We start from the raw sequence: 18,051 nt of genomic DNA on the forward strand, positions 1-18,051 counted from the left end.
TTAGCCCCACCTCTTAATCCAGTCGATAGCCCCGGCTGTAGCCGGATTCAACTGATCTACCCCAGATTCGCCGCGTAGCACCGGCACCAATTGCTTAGCCAGCTGCTTACCCAGTTCGACCCCCCACTGGTCAAACGGATTAATCCCCCAGATTGCTGCCTGGACAAAGACCCTATGCTCATGCATCGCCACCAAACGGCCGAGGGTGCGGGGATCGAGCCGTTTGAACAATACCAAGGTTACCGGGCGATTACCGCTATAGTGCCTATGCTCGGCGGCAGCTTCAGCAGCTGAGGGCGTGCGGCCGAGCGCCAGAGCCTCCGCTTGACCAAGCACATTGGAGAGGATCAAGGCTTGGTGATCAATTGGACAGTCCTGCTCATCAACCGGGCTAACTAGCTCGGTTATCACACGCCCGGTGCCTTGATGCAGCCACTGGAAAAAGGAGTGCTGGGCATTAGAGCCGATCTCGCCCCAGAATATTGCCCCCGTACTGCAGTCGACCTGCTCACCCGTTTGGGTAACCGACTTACCCAAGCTCTCCATATCAAGCTGCTGCACATAGGCCGGGAAGCGTCGCAAGCCCGGATGGTAGGGCAGTAAGGCATGGCCACTAGCCCCACGCAGGCTAATCTGCCAGACCCCCAGCAGACCGAGCATGACCGGTATATTCTCCGCCATCGGGGCGCTGCGAAAATGGGTATCCATATCGTGCATACCCTGCAGCAGCTCGCGGAAGTTCTCCATGCCGATCACAGCTGCTAAGGGTAGACCCATGGCCGAAGGCAGCGAGTAGCGTCCCCCAACCCACTCCCAGACAAAGAAGCGGTTCTGAGGTGGAATACCGAAATCTGCCATGGCCTGATCATCTACCGATATCCCCACGAATTGCTCGGCAACCGCATGACCTGCTGCCTGCTCCAGCCATTGCCATGCACTGCGCGCATTGGTCAATGTCTCTTGGGTAGTAAAAGACTTGGAAGCCACCACGAACAGGGTCGTAGCCGGGTCGATCCGGGACCATGCCGCAAGCAACTCCCGGCCATCCACCCCGGATACTGTATGCAGACGTAAACCGCCCTGAGCATAAGGGGCCAAAGCCTCATAAGCCATGGTGACACCACACTCAGAGCCGCCAATACCAATACTGACAATGTCGGTGATCGGCCTACCATCAAAGCCGAACACCTGACCGGCCCGCAACGCAGTCACCAACTCACCCATGCGCGCGAGCTGCTCATGGACCTGCGCAGTGATATCCTCACCTTCCACCTGCAGTGTTGCATCTGCAGGCTGTCGCAACGCCGTATGGAGAGCCGGCCGACCCTCCGACAAATTAACCACATTGCCGCTGAACAGCGCCTCCACCTGCTCGTTGAGCCGGCGCTGCTCAGCTAGGCGAAACAGCCCCTGCCAGTCTTGGTCATCAAGGGCGTGTCGCGAGAGATCTACCAACAGATCCTCCAGAGCACAGCTGTAGCGCCTAAACCGATCAGAATCAGCGGCGAAAAGATCGCTTACCAGCGGCTCGCCATATTCCTCGATGCGTGAGATTAATTCGCGCCACGCAGAACACTGTCCAAGATGATTAGACATGGTTCACTCACCTTTATGTCGTATGCTCTCGCCTCTACCGATACCGTAGTAGGTAAAGCCCATGGCCTCCATAACTGAAGGGGTATAAACATTACGGCCGTCAATAATAACCGGTTGCCTAAGGGCCTGACGTATCCTCTCAAAGTCGGGGCTTCGAAATACCTGCCACTCAGTACAGACAACCAGTGCGTCCGCATCCTCTAGCGCATCGTACTGATTATCACACAGCTCCAAATCTGCCCGCTCACCATAGATCCGTTCCACCTCATCCATGGCCTCCGGATCATAGGCCTGAACCTGGGCGCCGGCATCCCAAAGCGCTTCCATCAGCACTCTGCTTGGCGCCTCGCGCATATCGTCAGTATTCGGCTTGAAGGCAAGGCCCCACAGGGCAAAGGTACGCCCCTGCAGTTCATCTCCAAAGTACTCGCGGATGCGCTGCATGAGGATATCCTTCTGATTCCGGTTCACGCGCTGTACCGCCTCGAGCAGCTCGGGCTGGTAATCATACTCCTGAGCGGTATGTGCCAACGCCTGGACGTCCTTGGGAAAGCAGGAACCGCCAAACCCACAACCCGGATAAATGAAGTGATAGCCTATGCGCGGATCTGAGCCTATCCCGATCCTTACCCTTTCAATATCAGCCCCCAAGCGTTCGGCAATATTAGACAGCTCATTCATGAAACTTATCTTAGTGGCGAGCATGGCATTGGCAGCATACTTGGTCAGCTCCGCTGAGCGGATATCCATACTGATCAGACGATCATGGTTGCGGTTAAACGGTGAATAGAGCGCTTTCATAAGCTCTGCAGTGCGCGGATTATCGACCCCGACTATGATCCGATCAGGCTTGACAAAATCATCTATAGCAGCCCCCTCCTTGAGAAACTCCGGATTAGAGACAACATCGAATTCAAGGCTGCTACCGCGCTCCCTGAGCTGTTGACCAACAACACTACGCACTTTATCAGCAGTACCGACGGGAACCGTCGATTTATCGACGATTATTCGATAATCGTCCATGTGCTGGCCGATGGTTTGCGCCACATTAAGAACATAATGCAGATCTGCCGAGCCATCTTCATCCGCGGGAGTTCCCACAGCGATAAACTGGAACAAACCATGGTTTACCCCCTCAGCGGGATCAGTAGTAAAGCGCAGTCGTCCCTCTTCCTGGTTGAAGGTCAACATATCATCGAGCCCAGGCTCGTATATTGGCACCTCGCCGTTCTGTAGCTGAGCAACCCGCTCGGCGTCTATGTCAACGCAGACCACATCGTTGCCAGCGTCCGCAAAACAGGTCCCTGTTACCAACCCGACATAGCCGCTTCCGAAGATAGTGACCTTCATTTTTTACTCCATATCTATAATTTAAACGCTTAACCGAAAATAACCTCATAGGGGCACCTCTAAAACTTCCCGGAGCCTTCATCTGCCCCGGCGTGGAGGTCTTAGCGCCAGGGATGGCGCCATGAAGCCTCCAAGGACGGATTCACGGCGTCCTCCACACCGGGGCAGATGAAGGCTCCGGGAAGTTTTAGAGGTGCCCATCGGGAGCTTATACACACTTGTTCGGTACCACTAACCATCCTCTTGAGCCATTTTCTGCCCCGGTTTAGAGGACCACGAGTCTCGCAGCTACCCATACCTGGCTTAAGCGTTATAAAAATCCCTATACCACTTGATAAAACTAGCCATACCATCCTCTATCGTAGTAGTCGGCCGCCATCCGGTGGCCTGGTATAGATCGCCTATATCGGCATAGGTCTGCTCAACATCGCCCGGCTGCATGGGCATGAGGTTACGTTGAGCAGTACGGCCACAAATCTTCTCGATAACGCCGATAAAGTCGTTCAATGCCACGGGCGAATTATTGCCGATATTATAGAGCCGGTACGGCGCGAAGCTGCTGGCTGGATCGGGGGCATCTGTGGAGAAACTCGGATTTGCTCCGGGAATCTGCTCGGCTACCCGAAGCACGCCCTCAGTGACATCGTCAATGTAACTGAAATCGCGGCGCATATTGCCGTAGTTGTAAACGTCTATAGGCTCGCCGCTGAGAACCGCGCGGGTAAACTTAAAGGGGGCCATATCAGGCCTCCCCCACGGGCCATAGACCGTAAAAAAGCGCAAGCCGGTCACTGGCAGCCCGTATAGATGGGCATAAGTATGCGCCATCAACTCGTTAGACTTCTTGGTAGCCGCATATAATGAAACAGGATGATCGACGTTATCATGAACCGAAAAAGGCATCCGCGTATTGGCGCCATAGACCGAGCTTGAGGAGGCATAGACGAGATGCTCAATGCCGTGGTGACGGCACCCCTCAAGGATGTTACAGAACCCTACCAGATTGCTATCGACATAGGCGCGGGGGTTTTCCAATGAGTAGCGCACTCCAGCCTGAGCAGCTAGGTGGATGACGCGATCAAACCTACCATCACGAAAGACCGCTTCAACTCCTGAGGCATCAGCGAGATCGATTCGCGCTAGATAAAAATCGCCGCTCTGCTGCTCTAGCTCAGCCACCCTGGCATTCTTAAGCGCCACATCGTAGTAGTCGTTGAGGTTGTCTAGGCCTACTACCTGAACACCTTCGGCAAGCAGGCGCTGCGCCACATGCATGCCGATAAACCCGGCAGCACCGGTAACCAATACGCGCACGTCACTCTCCTTTCACTGCATTACGCCCCGAGTTATAAGTCCAGCGGGGAACTGCACCAAACTCCGGTTAGCCCTTCAAGTCCTCAACTGACACACACTAAGCACCTCTCTTACTAGTACTTAGCTAAAACCCAGCAGTTGGCATATCATGACGCAGATGGGGTAGAGTTTGCTATAGTTGAGGAGAATTTGATTATGAGCAATCGTCAAGCTCTCGGCTTGGCAACCGCAGGTGCCGTTATTGCGCTGGTAATTGTCTCCGCGATAGAGCACTTGGGGATATTGCAACCGTGCGCGCTATGCTGGACTCAGCGATTAATCATGGGACTCTTTGCGCTGGTAGCCATAACCGGCTTAGTACTCTGGCCGCAAAGCAAACTAGGCAGATACGCCTGCGGCGGCGCCGCTGTTCTAGTCGCAAGCGCTGGGGCCGGTGTCGCAATTAGACACCTCTACGTGGTGGGGAACCCGGATGTGGTCGAGTGCGGAATGAGTCCCGACATGATGCTTAGCATGCTGCCGCTGAACGAAATTGTGGTTGAGTTTGTCACCGGCCACAGTGACTGTGCTCAAGCAGGCAGCCTGCTGTGGGTGCCTTTGCCCTTATGGAGCTTAGTGGCCTTTGTCTTGTTCGGCGCACTCGCCGGATATGCTTTGCTTAAACCCCACTCAGACCGGCGCAGTGACTAAGAATGGCACGGTATCAAGCATTAATGCAGTTGAAGGAGTTGCCTATATGACTAAACGCTTGGCCACCATAAAGATCCTCTTTTTAGCCTTGCTACTCGCCGGCTGCCCTAATGATGCCCCGGGTGAATCGACCGATACATCTGCTTCGGAGCTGGAACAGTTCCAGGACAGCCATTATATAACCGAGGGCGACGGTGACATGATCGTCTACGCCTTTACCGACCCCCAATGCCCGGCTTGTGATCAGCTCCATCAGCGCGTCGCAGAAGGAGCCACACCCAATATTGAATGGCGCTGGATTCCGGTAGGCTTCCTTGGCCAAGGCGCGCGGCGTGATGCGGCCAACCGCATCGAAGAGGCCCTTGATGTAGATGGTGAAATGGCCGAAGAAGAGAACCGCCAGCTTGCCGTTAGCTTAGGGGTGCGCAGTGTGCCGACCATCTTTTACCGCCACCCCAATGGCGAGACCTACCATTTCAGCGGCGGCAATCAGCAGCAGTTGAGCGGCCTGGAAAGCGTTGCCGAACAGTACCGGGAGGAACAGTAGCGGCCTCCCGTTTTAGCAAACCGGTATGCGCGCCCCCGGTTGCCCCGATTTAGAGGCATGGCGCCAAGGATGGCGCCATCTAGCTGATCTGTTGCAGGTACCTTTCGGCATCCAGGGCGGCCATACATCCCGTACCCGCTGAGGTAACCGCTTGACGATAGACAGAATCCATCACATCACCAGCAGCAAAGACACCCGGCACATTAGTAGCGGTCGCATTGCCCTGCTGGCCACCATGAACCTGGATAAAGCCGTTGCTCATGTCTAGCTGTCCGGCGAATAGTTCGGTATTAGGCTTATGGCCGATGGCTATAAAGACTCCGGCGACATCCAGCTGAGACTCTTGATCGTCCTCGACATTACGCAGGCGCAGCCCGGTTACCCCCATCTCATCGCCTAGCACCTCGTCAAGCACGTGGTTCCAGAGTATATCGACCTTGCCCTCGCTGGCCTGCCGGAAGAGTTGCTCCTGCATTATCGCCTCGGCACGCAACTTATCACGACGATGGATAAGCGTTACCTTGGAAGCGATATTGGCTAAATAAAGCGCCTCCTCCACCGCAGTATTACCACCGCCGACCACGGCGACCTCACGGTTGCGATAGAAAAAGCCATCACAAGTAGCACAGGCTGAAACCCCTTTACCCATGAAGGTCTGCTCAGACTCCAGGCCCAAGTACTGAGCCGACGCCCCAGTAGCCACAATCAGGGCATCGCAGGTATAAGCACCCGTATCGCCCTGCAGCTCAAACGGGCGCTTACCGAGCTCGGCAGTATGGATATGGTCAAACACGACCTCCGTGCCGAACCGTTCGGCGTGTTGGAGCATGCGCTCCATCAGCTCCGGCCCTTTGACCCCCTCGGCATCACCAGGCCAATTATCGACATCCGTAGTGGTGGTCAACTGGCCACCCTGCTCGATGCCGGTTATCAGCACTGGCTGCAAATTGGCGCGTGCTGCATAGACCGCCGCAGTGTAGCCAGCCGGCCCAGAGCCAAGGATTAACAAGGGTACGTGCCGCGCATTTGTCATTGCCAGGATCTCCTCAACTCTTGCTATTCGCCGTCGTCAACTTCGACCTCGTTTATATCTACTCGCAGCTCTTCCAAACGCCCTTCTATAGCCTCATCGTACTCGCCCTGATAACGGCCACCGATGTGCTTAGCAAGAAAACGCTCTGTCGCAGCAAGATACGCCAGCCTATTTAACTCATCAACGAAGCCGTGCCCCTCATCAGGGGCCACCAGGTATTCGACCGGATGGCCAGCATCACGCAGCGCCGCCACAATCTGATCTGACTCACGTTGAGCCACTCGTGGGTCGTTAGCCCCGTGGACGACCAACAGCGGCGAGCGCATCTGATCGACCGCAAAGAGGGGCGACTGCTCCTTAAGGCGCTCTCTATCCTGCTCGTCCTTGGGGTCACCGACCCGCCGTTTCAGGCGCTCCATGCCCGGCTCCCAGTAGGGCGGAAAGGTCTCAATCAAGGTAATGATGTTCGATGGACCGACTACTGATACGCCCGCCGCGTAGAGCTCAGGGGTAAAGGCCAGCCCGGCCAGCGTAGCAAAGCCACCATATGAGCCACCATAAATGGCAACCCGGTCGGGGTCGGCAATCCCTTCATCGATCAGATACTTCACCCCATCGGTGATGTCATGTTGCATGACGCCGGTGCCCCACTCGCGATTGCCGGCGTTGAGAAACTCCTTGCCGTAACCGGCAGAGCCGCGAAAGTTGGGTTGCAATACCGCATAGCCGCGGTTGGCGAGAAACTGCACGGTGCCGCTATACCCCCACTTGTCGCGCAACCAGGGCCCACCGTGCGGATTTACTACCACCGGCAAATCCTCTCCATCTGAGCCGGGCGGCAGGGTAAGATAGGCGGGGATCTGTTCGCCGTCACGGGCGCTGTAACGAATCGGGCGCATCGGGGCAAGGTGCTCATTGGGCAGTTCCGGCCTACCCGCGTAGAGCTTATCCAGGTTCATCTGATCAGCATCAAAAACATATACCGTGCCCGGATCGGTATCGCGCGCCGCGCCAACCGTCCACTGCGACTCATCGCTTGTACGCGATGTAAAACTCAGCTCACTCTCCCCAAGCTGCTCACGCAACCACTCCAGCTTCTCGGCAAAGCCCTCATCATGGGCGTAGATACGCTGCTTATCACCAAAATAGGTTGTGGCAAGCAGCCGATCATCCACCTCGGAGAAGATCGCCCCGTCAAGATCGACCTCGCCCTCGGGGTCGGCATCGACCAGCTCTTCCTCGTCCTGGCGCGGGTCAAACAATACCAGCTCGCTCAGATCGCGCTCCTCGCCGGCGTTGGTGACGAGATAGACGCGCTCACCATCGGGATGAAACCGAGCAACCCGGCAAGACTCACCGAAGTCACAGGAATAGACCTGTTGGAATTCGCCATCGGCAAAGCTGAGGATCTCGCTGCCCCCATCACTGGTAGTCCGCGAGGCCTTACGCAACTGCCCTTCATGAAAATGCCAGGATTCGATCCCGACCTCGTTGCGCGCCAACTTCTCTTTGTCACCGCTAGCGATTTCTACCTGATAGACATCGTGATAACGCGGATCACGATCATTGAGTCCGACAAAGACCACCTCAGGCTTCTCCCGCGGCACATGGTAGATAACCGCACGCACCCCCTGATCTCCCGCTAACTGCCAGGAATCCGCCAGATCACCTTCGTCCGCCGCATCGTCATGAGGATTCAAGGCACGGATCTGATAGTTCTCATCACCGTAACGATCCTGCATATAGACTATCGACTCACCGTCGCGGCTCCAGAAATAAGTAGCTATCGAGCGCTCATAGCCGGTTAGCGGCCGCGCCTTATCAAATGGTTCATCAATGCCTTTTATCCAAATATTGCGTCCGCCGTTGTATGGCTTCATAAAGGCAATATATTCACCATCTGGCGATATGCGCGCAGCACTGTAACGCGGATCCTCAAAGAAGAGCCTGATATCAAGCAGCGGCGCCTCTTGTTCTACCTCTTGTTCTGGCTCTCCAACACCAGGAACGGCACACGCGGCAAGCATCACTACTGTGCACAATAAGGCAGCAACCGCTCTGCCGCTGCACAATGATTGCTCAAAGCCGCACCAATTCAGACTACAGCGCCCTCGTGCGCGTAAATACAACCCCCGCATGGAATGGAACAGCTGCTCGCTTTGCAAACCTCTTAATGGCATGTCTACCCCTACACGATGCTTTAATGGCTGCGCCATGGCCATATCCCCAAAAAAAGCTCCTCAACGCTGCCTACGGTGACCTCCACTAGGGATCCTCTAAAACTTCCCTGGCGCCATCATCTGTCCCGGTTTGGAGGGCGCCGTGAATCCATCCCTGGAGGCTTCTTAGCGCCCTCCCTGGCGCCAAGACCTCCACACCGGGGCAGATGATGGCGCCAGGGAAGTTTTAGAAGCACCCGCTAGGAGCCCTCGAGTTGCTCCGCGGCGATCACGATAAGCTCATAAAACACCGGCATGCGCTGCGCAGCCCGATCCAATATCTGCGCCGTATAACCATAAAACTCTCTACCCCCACAACAGTTTATAGGGAACAACTTGGGCAGAATACGCACCTCTTGCGGGGAAAGGTACCCCCTAACCCTACTACAGCCATAATAATGCGCCATGCTCAAGGCGGCAGCCATAGCCGCGGCATAGAGCATGGGGAAACGCTCACTGTAAATATCATGCAGGTATTTGAGCTCGCCCTGCTCAACACCATCATTGTCCGGCAAGGCGCAGCTAGGATTGATGGTAAGATCCTTGATCAGCATATCGTCCTGGCTTAGCAACAAGATGGCGGTCGCCGCCACATCCCGCTCTATCCCCGGCGGAGCGCCGTTACCATCAACGCGGCTGCGCGTGACATAGATCCAAATCCCCTCCTTGCCCTTCTCGCGCTCAAATCTATAATACTTCTGGAATGTTTGCACGGGTGTGCTCATCGACCAAGCCCCATATACCTAACAAATATGATCTAGCACCATAATATATTAGAGTTGATGGCTTGGCGCGGAAATTGCCTTAATCAACTAGAAAGCAACACCTAGGCATTTTTTCATGAAGAATACTGCTCAGCTTACTACCATCACCGCGCTTTGCTGCACCATACTCCTCACCCCGCTAGTAGCCGCAGCGGAGCTGCGAGTTGCCAGCGCGGCAAATTTCTTGAGCACCATCAAGGAGCTCGCCGCACAATATGAGGACCAGACGGGACAGCAAATAAGAATCAGCAGCGGCTCATCCGGCGCCCTCTACGCCCAGATCAGCAATGGCGCACCGTTTGATCTGTTCTTCTCAGCCGATGTCAAACGCGCCGAGGCCTTGGTCGACGACGGCATGGCATACGCCGACTCACGCTTCACCTATGCTCTGGGCATACCCATCTTATGGTCGGATCGAGAGGACTGGCTTGAAGATCCGCAGGAGACCCTGCGCGCGGGGGATTTTCGCTTTATCACCATCGCCGAACCGCGTAATGCCCCCTACGGGGCTGCAGCCAAGCAAATCCTCTCAGACCTAGACCTGTGGCAACGCTTTACCCAAGAGGGGCGCATAATCAGGGCACAGAATCTTACCCAGGCCTACTCCCATGTTGCCTCCGGCGCCGCTGATCTGGGCTTTTTAGCCTTATCCCAGCTCAAGGATAAAGAGGGCGAGATCCCCGGCTCCTTCTGGCGACCACCCGCTGAACTCTTCTCCCCCATTGAGCAGCAGGCAGTAATACTCAAGCGAGCTGAAGATCACAACGCTGCCCGTGAGTTCACGGACTGGCTACGCGGCGACGAAGCCAGAGATATGATTGAGCAGGCCGGCTACGCGATCCCCTGACCAGAGCGAAGGAACCTGGGTAAATGTTCGGCATCAGCGACAATGACCTTACCGCGCTGTGGATAACCCTCAAGTTGGCGGTTATCAGCACCAGCATTCTCATGCTCTTAAGCGCCCCCTTGGCCTGGTGGCTAGCCCATACCCAGCGGCGTAGTAAGGTGATTATCGAGGCGCTGGTTGCCATGCCGCTGGTTCTGCCACCGACGGTCATGGGCTTCTACCTGCTGGTCCTGTTAGGGCCTCGCGGGGCGGTAGGCGGCTTTCTCGAGGATATTGGGGTCGGCCACTTAGCATTCACCTTCACCGGCCTGGTGATAGGCTCGATGATCTACTCGCTACCATTCGTTGTCCAACCCTTGCAAAACGCCTTCGCCAGCGCCGGCGGCCGCATGCTCGAGACCGCTGCCACCCTACGAGCCAACCCCCTAGATCGCTTTATTAGCGTGGTTATACCTCTAGCACGACGCGGCATACTCACCGCGGCAGTTCTCTCGTTCGCTCATACCTTGGGGGAATTCGGCATGATCCTGATGATCGGTGGCAATATCCCCGGCCAGACACAAGTAGCCTCTATCGCTATCTACGACCATGTCGAGGCCATGGACTACGCCTCGGCGCACAGCCTATCTTTATTGCTAGTAGCCTTAGCATTCATCCTGCTCATGAGTGTCTACGCCCTAAATAGACGCTTCAAGGTAGTAGGGATCGGCTGATGGCCATTGAGGCGGAATTCTTCCTTGACCGCGGCGATTTCACTCTAGATGTCGAGCTCGACATCCCAGGCCAGGGCGTAACCGCCCTGTTTGGCCGCTCCGGCTCCGGCAAAACAACCATTCTGCGCTGCCTAGCCGGGCTGGAGCGCATCCACACAGGACGACTCTTTTTCAATGGCGAGACCTGGCAGGATAAACGCCAATGGTTACCGGTGCACAAGCGCCCTTTAGGTTATGTCTTCCAAGAGGGTAGTCTCTTTCCCCATCTGCGGGTGCGCGACAACCTTCTCTATGGCTTCAAACGTCTCCCCGCCGAACAGCGCCACCTCAACCTCAATGAGGTTGCCGGCCTGCTCGGGCTGACAGGTTTGCTCGAGCGTTACCCCGACTCCCTCTCCGGTGGCCAACGTCAGCGCACCGCAATCGGCCGCGCCCTGCTCACCAGCCCACAGTTATTGCTGCTTGATGAACCGATGGCCTCGCTCGATGCGGTCAGCAAGGAGGAGATACTCCCCTACCTGGAAAGGCTCCACGACGAACTTGCTATCCCGATGGTCTATGTCAGCCACTCAATCGAGGAGGTCGCCCGCCTAGCCGATCATATGGTACTACTTGATAATGGCCGCGTCCTCGCCCAAGGGCCCCTGCAAAGCCTGCTGACCCGGACTGACCTGCCCATGGCCCATAGCCAACAGGCCTCTGCGGTAATCGAAGGGCAGATCACCGGCCATTGCGAGCAAGACCACCTGACCGAGTTGGGCTTTGACGGAGGCGGGCTGCTCGTCCCCCTACAGGATCGCGCCGTCGGAGATAGGCTGCGGGTTCGCATCATGGCCCGAGATGTAACCATAGCGCTATGTCGGCCAGAGTCGAGCACCGCCCTCAACACACTGCGCGCCCAGATTACTGAGATCAGCCCTGACCCCCAGCCCAGCCACGTCATAGTCCGGCTAGTGATAGGTGAGCAGGCCTTATTGGCTCGAATCAGCGCGCGCTCCTGCCGGGAGCTGGAGCTTGCCCCGGGTCAAGCGGTATGGGCGATGATCAAGGGCATAGCTGTTACTTGATGGTTAGGGAAATCAGTGACGGCGCTTGGGGAGCGCCTGGGTTATTAATGTTTTCTGTCGAGCTTGAGGAGTCACGAATAGCATGTCCAGCCAACCCCACACAGTGAGCCACTTACCAAGCAGTGCAGAACGCCGTGCCGCATTACTGGCACTGCCTGGTCAGGGCGAACCCTTTGATCGCCATTTGCTGGCTAGCACCCTAGCGCAGGCGCTACAGGAATCAGAGCAGCCGCCCCAGCAATCCTTGAACGTGCTTCTTGGCCTCGGCAGTAGTGATCTAACCAGCCTGCTGGATTATACCTTCCCCGGTTTCGCCGACCTGGAACCGCAGGCCAGCTATTGTGACGATCCCGGCGAACCGGCGATTGAGGAGCCCGACCTACGCCAACTACTGCTCGACCATCGCAGTCAGCAACACCCCGAGGAGGCTTGGTTGGCGTCGATCATCGCTCGCCGCGCCCTGCAGCCGGGGCACCTATGGCAAAGCTTAGGCCTGGATGATCGCGCTCAATTATCAAAGATGCTGCACCGCCATTTCCGCTCTCTAGCGGAGCAGAATAACCATAATATGCGCTGGAAGAAGTTCTTCTACCGTCAGCTCTGCGCATCGGAGGGCGTTCTTATCTGCAAATCACCGATATGCGGCGACTGCCCTGACTATAGTGAGTGTTTTATTCTGGATGATTGATTAAGCGCGAAATTAGATTGGGATATGCTATTGACATATCCCTGGCTGGAGTTAGAGTGGGATATCTCAATTAGATATACACAAAGAGGCGAAATCGATGGAGCGAGTAAGCATCTTCAAAAGCAACAAAAGTCAGGCATTACGGCTCCCAAAGCCCGTAGCTTACCCTGAGACGGTTAGGCAGGTAGACATTTTTATCCTGGGCCGCACCAGGATCATTACTCCGGCTGGCGAGTCATGGGATACCTGGTTCGAGAGTGACGGCGTTTCCGACGATTTCATGACAAGTCGTGAGCAGCCGGGCCACCAAGAGCGTGAGCCCCTTTGATGCTGAAGTACATGCTCGATACGAATATCGCCATTTATACCATCAAGAATCGCCCACAGGAGGTTCGAGAGGAATTTAAGGCGCATGACGGTCAGATGTGTATTTCGGCCGTCTCCCTGATGGAGCTTATATACGGTGCGGAGGCCTCTGCGGCTGTTGATCGAAACTTACGCGACATAGAAGGGTTTGCCGCTCGCCTTGAAGTCCTTAACTATGACAACGATGCGGCTGTGCATACCGGGCAGCTTCGGGCCGAGCTTAGGAAAGTGGGCCGACCTATTGGTCCATACGATGAAATGATCGCTGGCCACGCCCGCTCAAAAGGTTTGGTTGTTGTTACGAACAATACAAAGCAGTTTGAAAACGTGCCAGGCATACGCTTGGCAAACTGGGTGAATTGATCACCTTGAGCCTCCCCACGGCTATACAGCCTTTGCCGGGCAAACTAAAAGGCGAGGTGCCGCACTATACGGCCAACCTCGCTTGGAGTACTCCCTGTTCTTTACATCATCTTAGATGTACGCCTCAGAACGGAATCTCATCATCAACAAACTCTCCGGAGTCCTCCGGCATAGAGCTCTGTCCCTGACTGCCGCCCTGTCCAGCCGCAGCGGGGGCACCCTGACCCGGGCGTTCACCGCCCATTTGGCCATCAGCGCCGGCACCGCGGCTATCGAGCATCTGCATCTCGCTAGCGATTATCTCCGTCGTATAGCGGTCCTGCCCATTCTGATCCTGCCACTTGCGCGTCTGTAGCCGCCCCTCGACGTAAACCTTGCTGCCCTTGCGCAGATACTCGCCGACTATTTCACCGAGCCGGTTGAAAAAAACCACCCGGTGCCATTCAGTCCGCTCCTGCTGTTCGCCAGTTTGCCGATCCCGCCAAGTATCCGTAGTGGCTAAGCTGACATTCGCCACCGCACTGCCTGAGGCGGTATAACGAACCTCGGGATCCCTTCCCAGATTGCCGATCAAGATGACTTTATTTACGCCCCTTGCCATGGCCGAGCACCTCCATTCCGTAGCTCGTAAATCGAAAAAATTCTGCCGCTCAGCGGCCTTGCCAACCGCCGTCGGCCTCCTGTGCCAAATAGTGACGGCTGGTTACGCTAATTTAAAGGTTTTGGCTAGCCAGGGGAACCGACAAAATGCGCTTAGGTTAGCCTTGGCTAGGCTAGTAACTGAGCTAGGTGCAAGAGGTGCCTCTAAAACTTCGCCGGCGCCACCATCCGCCCCGGTGTGGAGGACTTGGCGCCAGGGATGGAGCCATGAAGCCTCCAGGGATGGATTCACGGCGTCCTCCACACCGGGGCGGATGGTGGCGCCGGCGAAGTTTTAGAGGTTCCCAAGAAGCTCAAGCCTGGCACTAGAGCATAGAAAATCCCTATACTGGGGGATTATCCTAACAGATCAGCTAACTCAAGAATGGACTATATCCGCATCCGCGGCGCACGAACTCACAACCTGCGCAACGTCGACGTCGACATCCCCCGCAACCAACTCGTAGTCATCACCGGCCTCTCCGGCTCGGGCAAGTCATCACTTGCCTTCGACACCCTCTACGCCGAGGGCCAGCGCCGCTATGTCGAATCCCTCTCGGCCTACGCCCGGCAGTTTCTCTCTATGATGGATAAGCCCGACGTTGACCATATCGAAGGGCTGTCACCGGCCATCTCGGTAGAGCAGAAACGCGCCTCGCACAACCCCCGCTCCACGGTGGCGACAGTCACCGAAATCCACGACTACCTGCGCCTGCTCTTCGCCCGCGTCGGCACTCCGCACTGCCCCGAGCACGGCATCGCCCTGCATGCCAGCTCGGTCAGCGAGATGGTGGACAGGCTGCTGGCCGAACCGCAGGGCAGCAAGATGATGCTGCTCGCCCCGATCGAGCACCCCAGCGGCAGCGCTCAACAGACCTGTGAACAGCTACGCGCTCAGGGCTTTATTCGTGCCCGCATCGACGGAGTGATCCGCGAACTGGAGCAGACACCCCAAGTAAGTGCCGATCAGGATCACCAGATTGAGGCAGTCATCGATCGTTTTCGTATCCGCGATGACCTCGCCGGGCGCCTAGCCGATTCGCTAGAGACCGCCCTAGCCATCAGTGACGGCATAGTGCGGGCAGGCTGGCTAGACGAGCCCGAGCGCGAGCCACTGACCTTCTCCACCCGCTACTCCTGCCCGCAGTGTGGCTACAGCGTCGAACCCCTTGAGCCGCGGATGTTCTCATTTAATAACCCCAACGGTGCCTGCCCGAGCTGTGACGGGCTTGGAGTAGAGCACCATTTCGATCCCGCCAAGGTCGTCAGCCGCCCGCAACTCGCCCCTGCCGAGGGCGCCATCCGCGGCTGGGACAGGCGCAACGCCTACTACTTCAACCTGCTCGAGGGGCTTGCCGAGCACTACGGTTTTGACATTACCACCCCCTGGGAGAACTTAACCGACGAAGTCCGCGAGGTAATGCTCTACGGCTCAGGAGATGAGGAGATTGAATTCCGCTACCCAACCCGTAGCGGCGAAACCGTCCACTGCCACCCATTCGAGGGGGTTATACCCAACCTGCAACGCCGTTACCGGGAAGCAGAATCGGCCACTGTCCGCGAAGAGCTTGGTCGTTACATCAGCGAACGTCTCTGCCGGGAGTGCCAGGGCAGCCGCCTTAACGAGCGCGCCCGCAACGTCAGCGTCGCTGGCTATAAACTAGCTGAACTGGCCGCGCTGCCTATCCATGAGGCTCACCAGCGTTTCGGCAACCTCGAGCTGACCGGTTCCCGCGCGACAATTGCCGCCCCGGTGATCGATGAGATCCGCCGCCGTCTCGGCTTCCTCGACGATGTCGGGCTCGGTTACCTGACCCTGGAACGTTCGGCGGACAGCCTCTCCGGCGGCGAGGCGCAGCGCATCCGCCTAGCCAGCCAGATCGGCGCCGGCTTGGTCGGCGTACTCTACGTCCTCGATGAGCCCTCGATTGGCCTCCACCCGCGCGACCATAACCGGTTGCTGGCGACCCTGCGGCGCCTGCGCGATATGGGCAACAGCGTCGTAGTAGTCGAGCACGAAGAGGACTCGATCCGCGCCGCCGATCACCTGATCGACATGGGCCCCGGCGCCGGCGTCCACGGTGGTGAGGTGGTTGCCACCGGCACCCCGAAGCAAGTCGCCGCCAATCCGGCATCGGTTACCGGGGCCTTTCTCAGCGGTCAGCGCCGCATAGAGATCCCCCACCGCCGCCGCTCGCCCGACTTCACAGAGCCGCTACGCATCCGTGCTGCTAGCGGCCACAATCTCAACAACCTAGATATCGAACTGCCGCGCGGCCTGCTGATCGGCGTTACCGGCGTCTCGGGCTCCGGCAAATCGACCTTGATCAACGACACCCTCTACCGCCAGGCCGCCAAGCAGCTCAATGCTGCCCACACCGACCCTGCTGCCCATGCGGGCATTGATGGCCTAGAGTACTTCGATAAGGTAGTTGATATCGACCAGAGCCCCATTGGACGGACCCCGCGCTCCAACCCGGCAACCTATACCGGCCTATTCGGCCCGATCCGCGAACTCTTCGCCGCCACCCCAGAGGCCCGCTCCCGTGGCTATAAGCCCGGGCGCTTCTCATTTAACGTCCGCGGCGGGCGCTGCGAGGCCTGCCAGGGCGAAGGCGTGGTGCGGGTGGAGATGCACCTGCTGCCCGATCTCTACGTCGCCTGCGACGCCTGCAAGGGCACCCGCTTTAACCGCGAGACGCTGGAGATTCGCTATCGCGGCTATACCATCCATGAAGTACTCGAGATGAGCGTTGAGCAGGCGCGCGAGTTTTTCGAGGCCGTCCCCACAGTCCGCCGCAAGCTCGACATGCTCAGCGAGGTCGGCCTCGACTACCTTTGCCTCGGCCAAAACGCCACCACACTCTCCGGCGGCGAGGCGCAACGGGTCAAACTAGCCCGCGAGCTCTCGCGCCGCGAACACGGCCGCACCCTCTATATCCTGGATGAGCCGACCACCGGGCTGCACTTTGCCGATGTCGAGCAGCTGCTCGGTGTACTCCAGCAGCTCTGTGATAACGGCAACACGGTGATCGTTGTCGAACACGATCTCGATATCATCAAATGCGCCGATTGGGTCATCGACCTCGGCCCGGAAGGCGGCGCAGCGGGTGGCAACCTGGTAGCGGCTGGAACCCCCGAGGATATTGCTGAGGCAGAGGGCTCCTATACTGGGCAGTACCTCCGCCAAGTACTAGGTAAGACATACGCGAATCTCATACTTGAGGGCGATTGAAAAACCACCTTACTTTCACTAAGTTAACGACGAGACTTAGGACAAATACTGTTCGGGGCTCGAAATGCTTGCGGGCAGAACTAAGGCGTACTCAATAAGTGCAGCAGTCTACTTGGTGTTGTATAGCTCAGCCGGCTTAGCCGACTCCGCTGGCACTCAAGAGAGCGGATCCTTTACGGCTGATGTCGAGGTGATCCCCGCAGCCGGTGTCGACTCTACTAATATCAATCCCTCACTGGCGCTCAATGACGGTGCCCCCATCACCCCGGGCGAAACAGCCAGTGGTGAAGTTGAGCTAAAAATACTTGGTTTAGGGCCCATAGAGATAAGCTACTCACAAGAGCTAACCGAACACCCCTCTGGTGCGGATTCGGGTGACGGCAGCTCCACCGAGCTTAATCTCCCCGATGACAAAACCGAATTGGTGGCGTTTTACAAGACCCGCACAGATGAGATAAAAGCTGAAACTCAGGAAGATGCTGAGGCGGGCCGTTACCAGTGGCACGTCACCGTTACCGCGGCCTACGATTGGTAACCACCCCTTGGCTTACCCAGCCCCCGTTCCCCGACCCCCCCCTCTAAAATAAAAAACCTGGCTTGCTAAATCCCATTGCCGGATG

Annotated in this window: 18 protein-coding genes; 10 read left to right on the top strand and 8 right to left on the bottom strand. The window is 57.0% G+C overall.

The window, feature by feature from the left end:
* The 3 genes from pgi to HH1059_RS11580 form a co-directional block, all read right to left on the bottom strand.
* Window positions 1-1,596 (bottom strand): glucose-6-phosphate isomerase, encoded by a 1,596-nt coding sequence (gene pgi / locus HH1059_RS11570; protein ID WP_096406144.1) that lies wholly within the window; start codon window positions 1,594-1,596, stop codon window positions 1-3.
* Window positions 1,597-1,599: 3 nt separating this feature from the next.
* The gene (locus HH1059_RS11575; RefSeq protein WP_096406146.1) at window positions 1,600-2,946 is read right to left on the bottom strand and encodes a UDP-glucose dehydrogenase family protein; all 1,347 of its coding nucleotides are present in this window, start codon (window positions 2,944-2,946) and stop codon (window positions 1,600-1,602) included.
* Window positions 2,947-3,249: 303 nt separating this feature from the next.
* Window positions 3,250-4,260, bottom strand: a complete 1,011-nt coding sequence (locus tag HH1059_RS11580) for an NAD-dependent epimerase (protein ID WP_096406149.1) — start codon at window positions 4,258-4,260, stop codon at window positions 3,250-3,252.
* Window positions 4,261-4,455: 195 nt separating this feature from the next.
* On the opposite strand from HH1059_RS11580, the gene HH1059_RS11585 reads away from it, so the two are divergent.
* Both HH1059_RS11585 and HH1059_RS11590 read left to right on the top strand, forming a co-directional pair.
* Window positions 4,456-4,950 carry a disulfide bond formation protein B gene (locus HH1059_RS11585; RefSeq protein ID WP_162549532.1) on the top strand — a complete coding sequence of 165 codons (495 nt, stop codon included), beginning with the start codon at window positions 4,456-4,458 and terminating at the stop codon, window positions 4,948-4,950.
* Between the two features lie 46 nt (window positions 4,951-4,996).
* Window positions 4,997-5,497 (top strand): thioredoxin fold domain-containing protein, encoded by a 501-nt coding sequence (locus HH1059_RS11590; RefSeq protein WP_162549533.1) that lies wholly within the window; start codon window positions 4,997-4,999, stop codon window positions 5,495-5,497.
* A gap of 79 nt (window positions 5,498-5,576) precedes the next feature.
* Here the strand turns inward: HH1059_RS11590 and trxB are convergent, their stop codons facing one another.
* The 3 genes from trxB to HH1059_RS11605 form a co-directional block, all read right to left on the bottom strand.
* Window positions 5,577-6,530 (bottom strand): thioredoxin-disulfide reductase, encoded by a 954-nt coding sequence (gene trxB, locus HH1059_RS11595; RefSeq protein ID WP_096406157.1) that lies wholly within the window; start codon window positions 6,528-6,530, stop codon window positions 5,577-5,579.
* A gap of 23 nt (window positions 6,531-6,553) precedes the next feature.
* A complete protein-coding gene (locus tag HH1059_RS11600; protein WP_231902094.1) occupies window positions 6,554-8,557 on the bottom strand; it encodes a S9 family peptidase in 2,004 nt (667 codons plus the stop codon).
* Window positions 8,558-8,949: 392 nt separating this feature from the next.
* A complete protein-coding gene (locus HH1059_RS11605; protein ID WP_096406159.1) occupies window positions 8,950-9,474 on the bottom strand; it encodes a hypothetical protein in 525 nt (174 codons plus the stop codon).
* Between the two features lie 115 nt (window positions 9,475-9,589).
* Here HH1059_RS11605 and modA point away from each other — a divergent pair, with 115 nt between their 5' ends.
* From modA to vapC, 6 genes are all read left to right on the top strand, one after another.
* On the top strand, window positions 9,590-10,360 hold the full coding sequence (gene modA, locus HH1059_RS11610) for a molybdate ABC transporter substrate-binding protein (RefSeq protein ID WP_096406162.1): 771 nt from the start codon (window positions 9,590-9,592) through the stop codon (window positions 10,358-10,360).
* A gap of 23 nt (window positions 10,361-10,383) precedes the next feature.
* Window positions 10,384-11,073, top strand: a complete 690-nt coding sequence (gene modB / locus HH1059_RS11615) for a molybdate ABC transporter permease subunit (protein WP_096406165.1) — start codon at window positions 10,384-10,386, stop codon at window positions 11,071-11,073.
* Window positions 11,073-12,140 (top strand): molybdenum ABC transporter ATP-binding protein, encoded by a 1,068-nt coding sequence (gene modC, locus HH1059_RS11620; RefSeq protein WP_096406167.1) that lies wholly within the window; start codon window positions 11,073-11,075, stop codon window positions 12,138-12,140. The genes modB and modC overlap by 1 nt, the downstream gene beginning before the upstream one ends.
* Window positions 12,141-12,222: 82 nt before the next feature.
* Window positions 12,223-12,828, top strand: coding sequence for a nitrogen fixation protein NifQ (locus HH1059_RS11625; RefSeq protein ID WP_096406170.1), 606 nt, complete (start codon window positions 12,223-12,225; stop codon window positions 12,826-12,828).
* Between the two features lie 97 nt (window positions 12,829-12,925).
* Window positions 12,926-13,156: a type II toxin-antitoxin system VapB family antitoxin gene (gene vapB / locus HH1059_RS11630; protein WP_096406173.1), complete on the top strand. Its 231-nt coding sequence runs from the start codon at window positions 12,926-12,928 to the stop codon at window positions 13,154-13,156.
* Window positions 13,156-13,557: a type II toxin-antitoxin system tRNA(fMet)-specific endonuclease VapC gene (vapC, locus tag HH1059_RS11635; protein WP_096406175.1), complete on the top strand. Its 402-nt coding sequence runs from the start codon at window positions 13,156-13,158 to the stop codon at window positions 13,555-13,557. The genes vapB and vapC overlap by 1 nt, the downstream gene beginning before the upstream one ends.
* Before the next feature lie 124 nt (window positions 13,558-13,681).
* On the opposite strand, the gene ssb is transcribed toward vapC, so the two are convergent.
* Both ssb and HH1059_RS13555 read right to left on the bottom strand, forming a co-directional pair.
* Complete coding sequence (gene ssb / locus HH1059_RS11640) at window positions 13,682-14,158, bottom strand: single-stranded DNA-binding protein (RefSeq protein ID WP_096406178.1); 477 nt, start codon at window positions 14,156-14,158, stop codon at window positions 13,682-13,684.
* A gap of 102 nt (window positions 14,159-14,260) precedes the next feature.
* Window positions 14,261-14,449: a hypothetical protein gene (locus tag HH1059_RS13555; protein ID WP_162549535.1), complete on the bottom strand. Its 189-nt coding sequence runs from the start codon at window positions 14,447-14,449 to the stop codon at window positions 14,261-14,263.
* A 132-nt stretch (window positions 14,450-14,581) separates the two neighbouring features.
* On the opposite strand from HH1059_RS13555, the gene uvrA reads away from it, so the two are divergent.
* Together uvrA and HH1059_RS11650 are read left to right on the top strand one after the other, a co-directional pair.
* Complete coding sequence (gene uvrA, locus HH1059_RS11645; RefSeq protein WP_096406181.1) at window positions 14,582-17,431, top strand: excinuclease ABC subunit UvrA; 2,850 nt, start codon at window positions 14,582-14,584, stop codon at window positions 17,429-17,431.
* Between the two features lie 64 nt (window positions 17,432-17,495).
* The gene (locus HH1059_RS11650) at window positions 17,496-17,966 is read left to right on the top strand and encodes a hypothetical protein (protein WP_162549536.1); all 471 of its coding nucleotides are present in this window, start codon (window positions 17,496-17,498) and stop codon (window positions 17,964-17,966) included.
* Window positions 17,967-18,051 lie beyond the last annotated feature (85 nt).

The organism is Halorhodospira halochloris, assembly GCF_002356555.2.
In the GTDB taxonomy this organism is placed as follows: Bacteria; Pseudomonadota; Gammaproteobacteria; order Nitrococcales; family Halorhodospiraceae; genus Halorhodospira; species Halorhodospira halochloris.

Bases quoted from the DNA above. Each gene is read 5' to 3' on its own strand.
- pgi (WP_096406144.1), bottom strand. From the start codon at position 1,596: ATGTCTAATCATCTTGGACAGTGTTCTGCGTGGCGCGAATTAATCTCA.
- HH1059_RS11575 (WP_096406146.1), bottom strand. From the start codon at position 2,946: ATGAAGGTCACTATCTTCGGAAGCGGCTATGTCGGGTTGGTAACAGGG.
- HH1059_RS11585 (WP_162549532.1), top strand. From the start codon at position 4,456: ATGAGCAATCGTCAAGCTCTCGGCTTGGCAACCGCAGGTGCCGTTATT.
- HH1059_RS11590 (WP_162549533.1), top strand. From the start codon at position 4,997: ATGACTAAACGCTTGGCCACCATAAAGATCCTCTTTTTAGCCTTGCTA.
- trxB (WP_096406157.1), bottom strand. From the start codon at position 6,530: ATGACAAATGCGCGGCACGTACCCTTGTTAATCCTTGGCTCTGGGCCG.
- HH1059_RS11600 (WP_231902094.1), bottom strand. From the start codon at position 8,557: ATGCTTGCCGCGTGTGCCGTTCCTGGTGTTGGAGAGCCAGAACAAGAG.
- HH1059_RS11605 (WP_096406159.1), bottom strand. From the start codon at position 9,474: ATGAGCACACCCGTGCAAACATTCCAGAAGTATTATAGATTTGAGCGC.
- modA (WP_096406162.1), top strand. From the start codon at position 9,590: ATGAAGAATACTGCTCAGCTTACTACCATCACCGCGCTTTGCTGCACC.
- modB (WP_096406165.1), top strand. From the start codon at position 10,384: ATGTTCGGCATCAGCGACAATGACCTTACCGCGCTGTGGATAACCCTC.
- modC (WP_096406167.1), top strand. From the start codon at position 11,073: ATGGCCATTGAGGCGGAATTCTTCCTTGACCGCGGCGATTTCACTCTA.
- HH1059_RS11625 (WP_096406170.1), top strand. From the start codon at position 12,223: ATGTCCAGCCAACCCCACACAGTGAGCCACTTACCAAGCAGTGCAGAA.
- vapB (WP_096406173.1), top strand. From the start codon at position 12,926: ATGGAGCGAGTAAGCATCTTCAAAAGCAACAAAAGTCAGGCATTACGG.
- vapC (WP_096406175.1), top strand. From the start codon at position 13,156: ATGCTGAAGTACATGCTCGATACGAATATCGCCATTTATACCATCAAG.
- ssb (WP_096406178.1), bottom strand. From the start codon at position 14,158: ATGGCAAGGGGCGTAAATAAAGTCATCTTGATCGGCAATCTGGGAAGG.
- uvrA (WP_096406181.1), top strand. From the start codon at position 14,582: ATGGACTATATCCGCATCCGCGGCGCACGAACTCACAACCTGCGCAAC.
- HH1059_RS11650 (WP_162549536.1), top strand. From the start codon at position 17,496: ATGCTTGCGGGCAGAACTAAGGCGTACTCAATAAGTGCAGCAGTCTAC.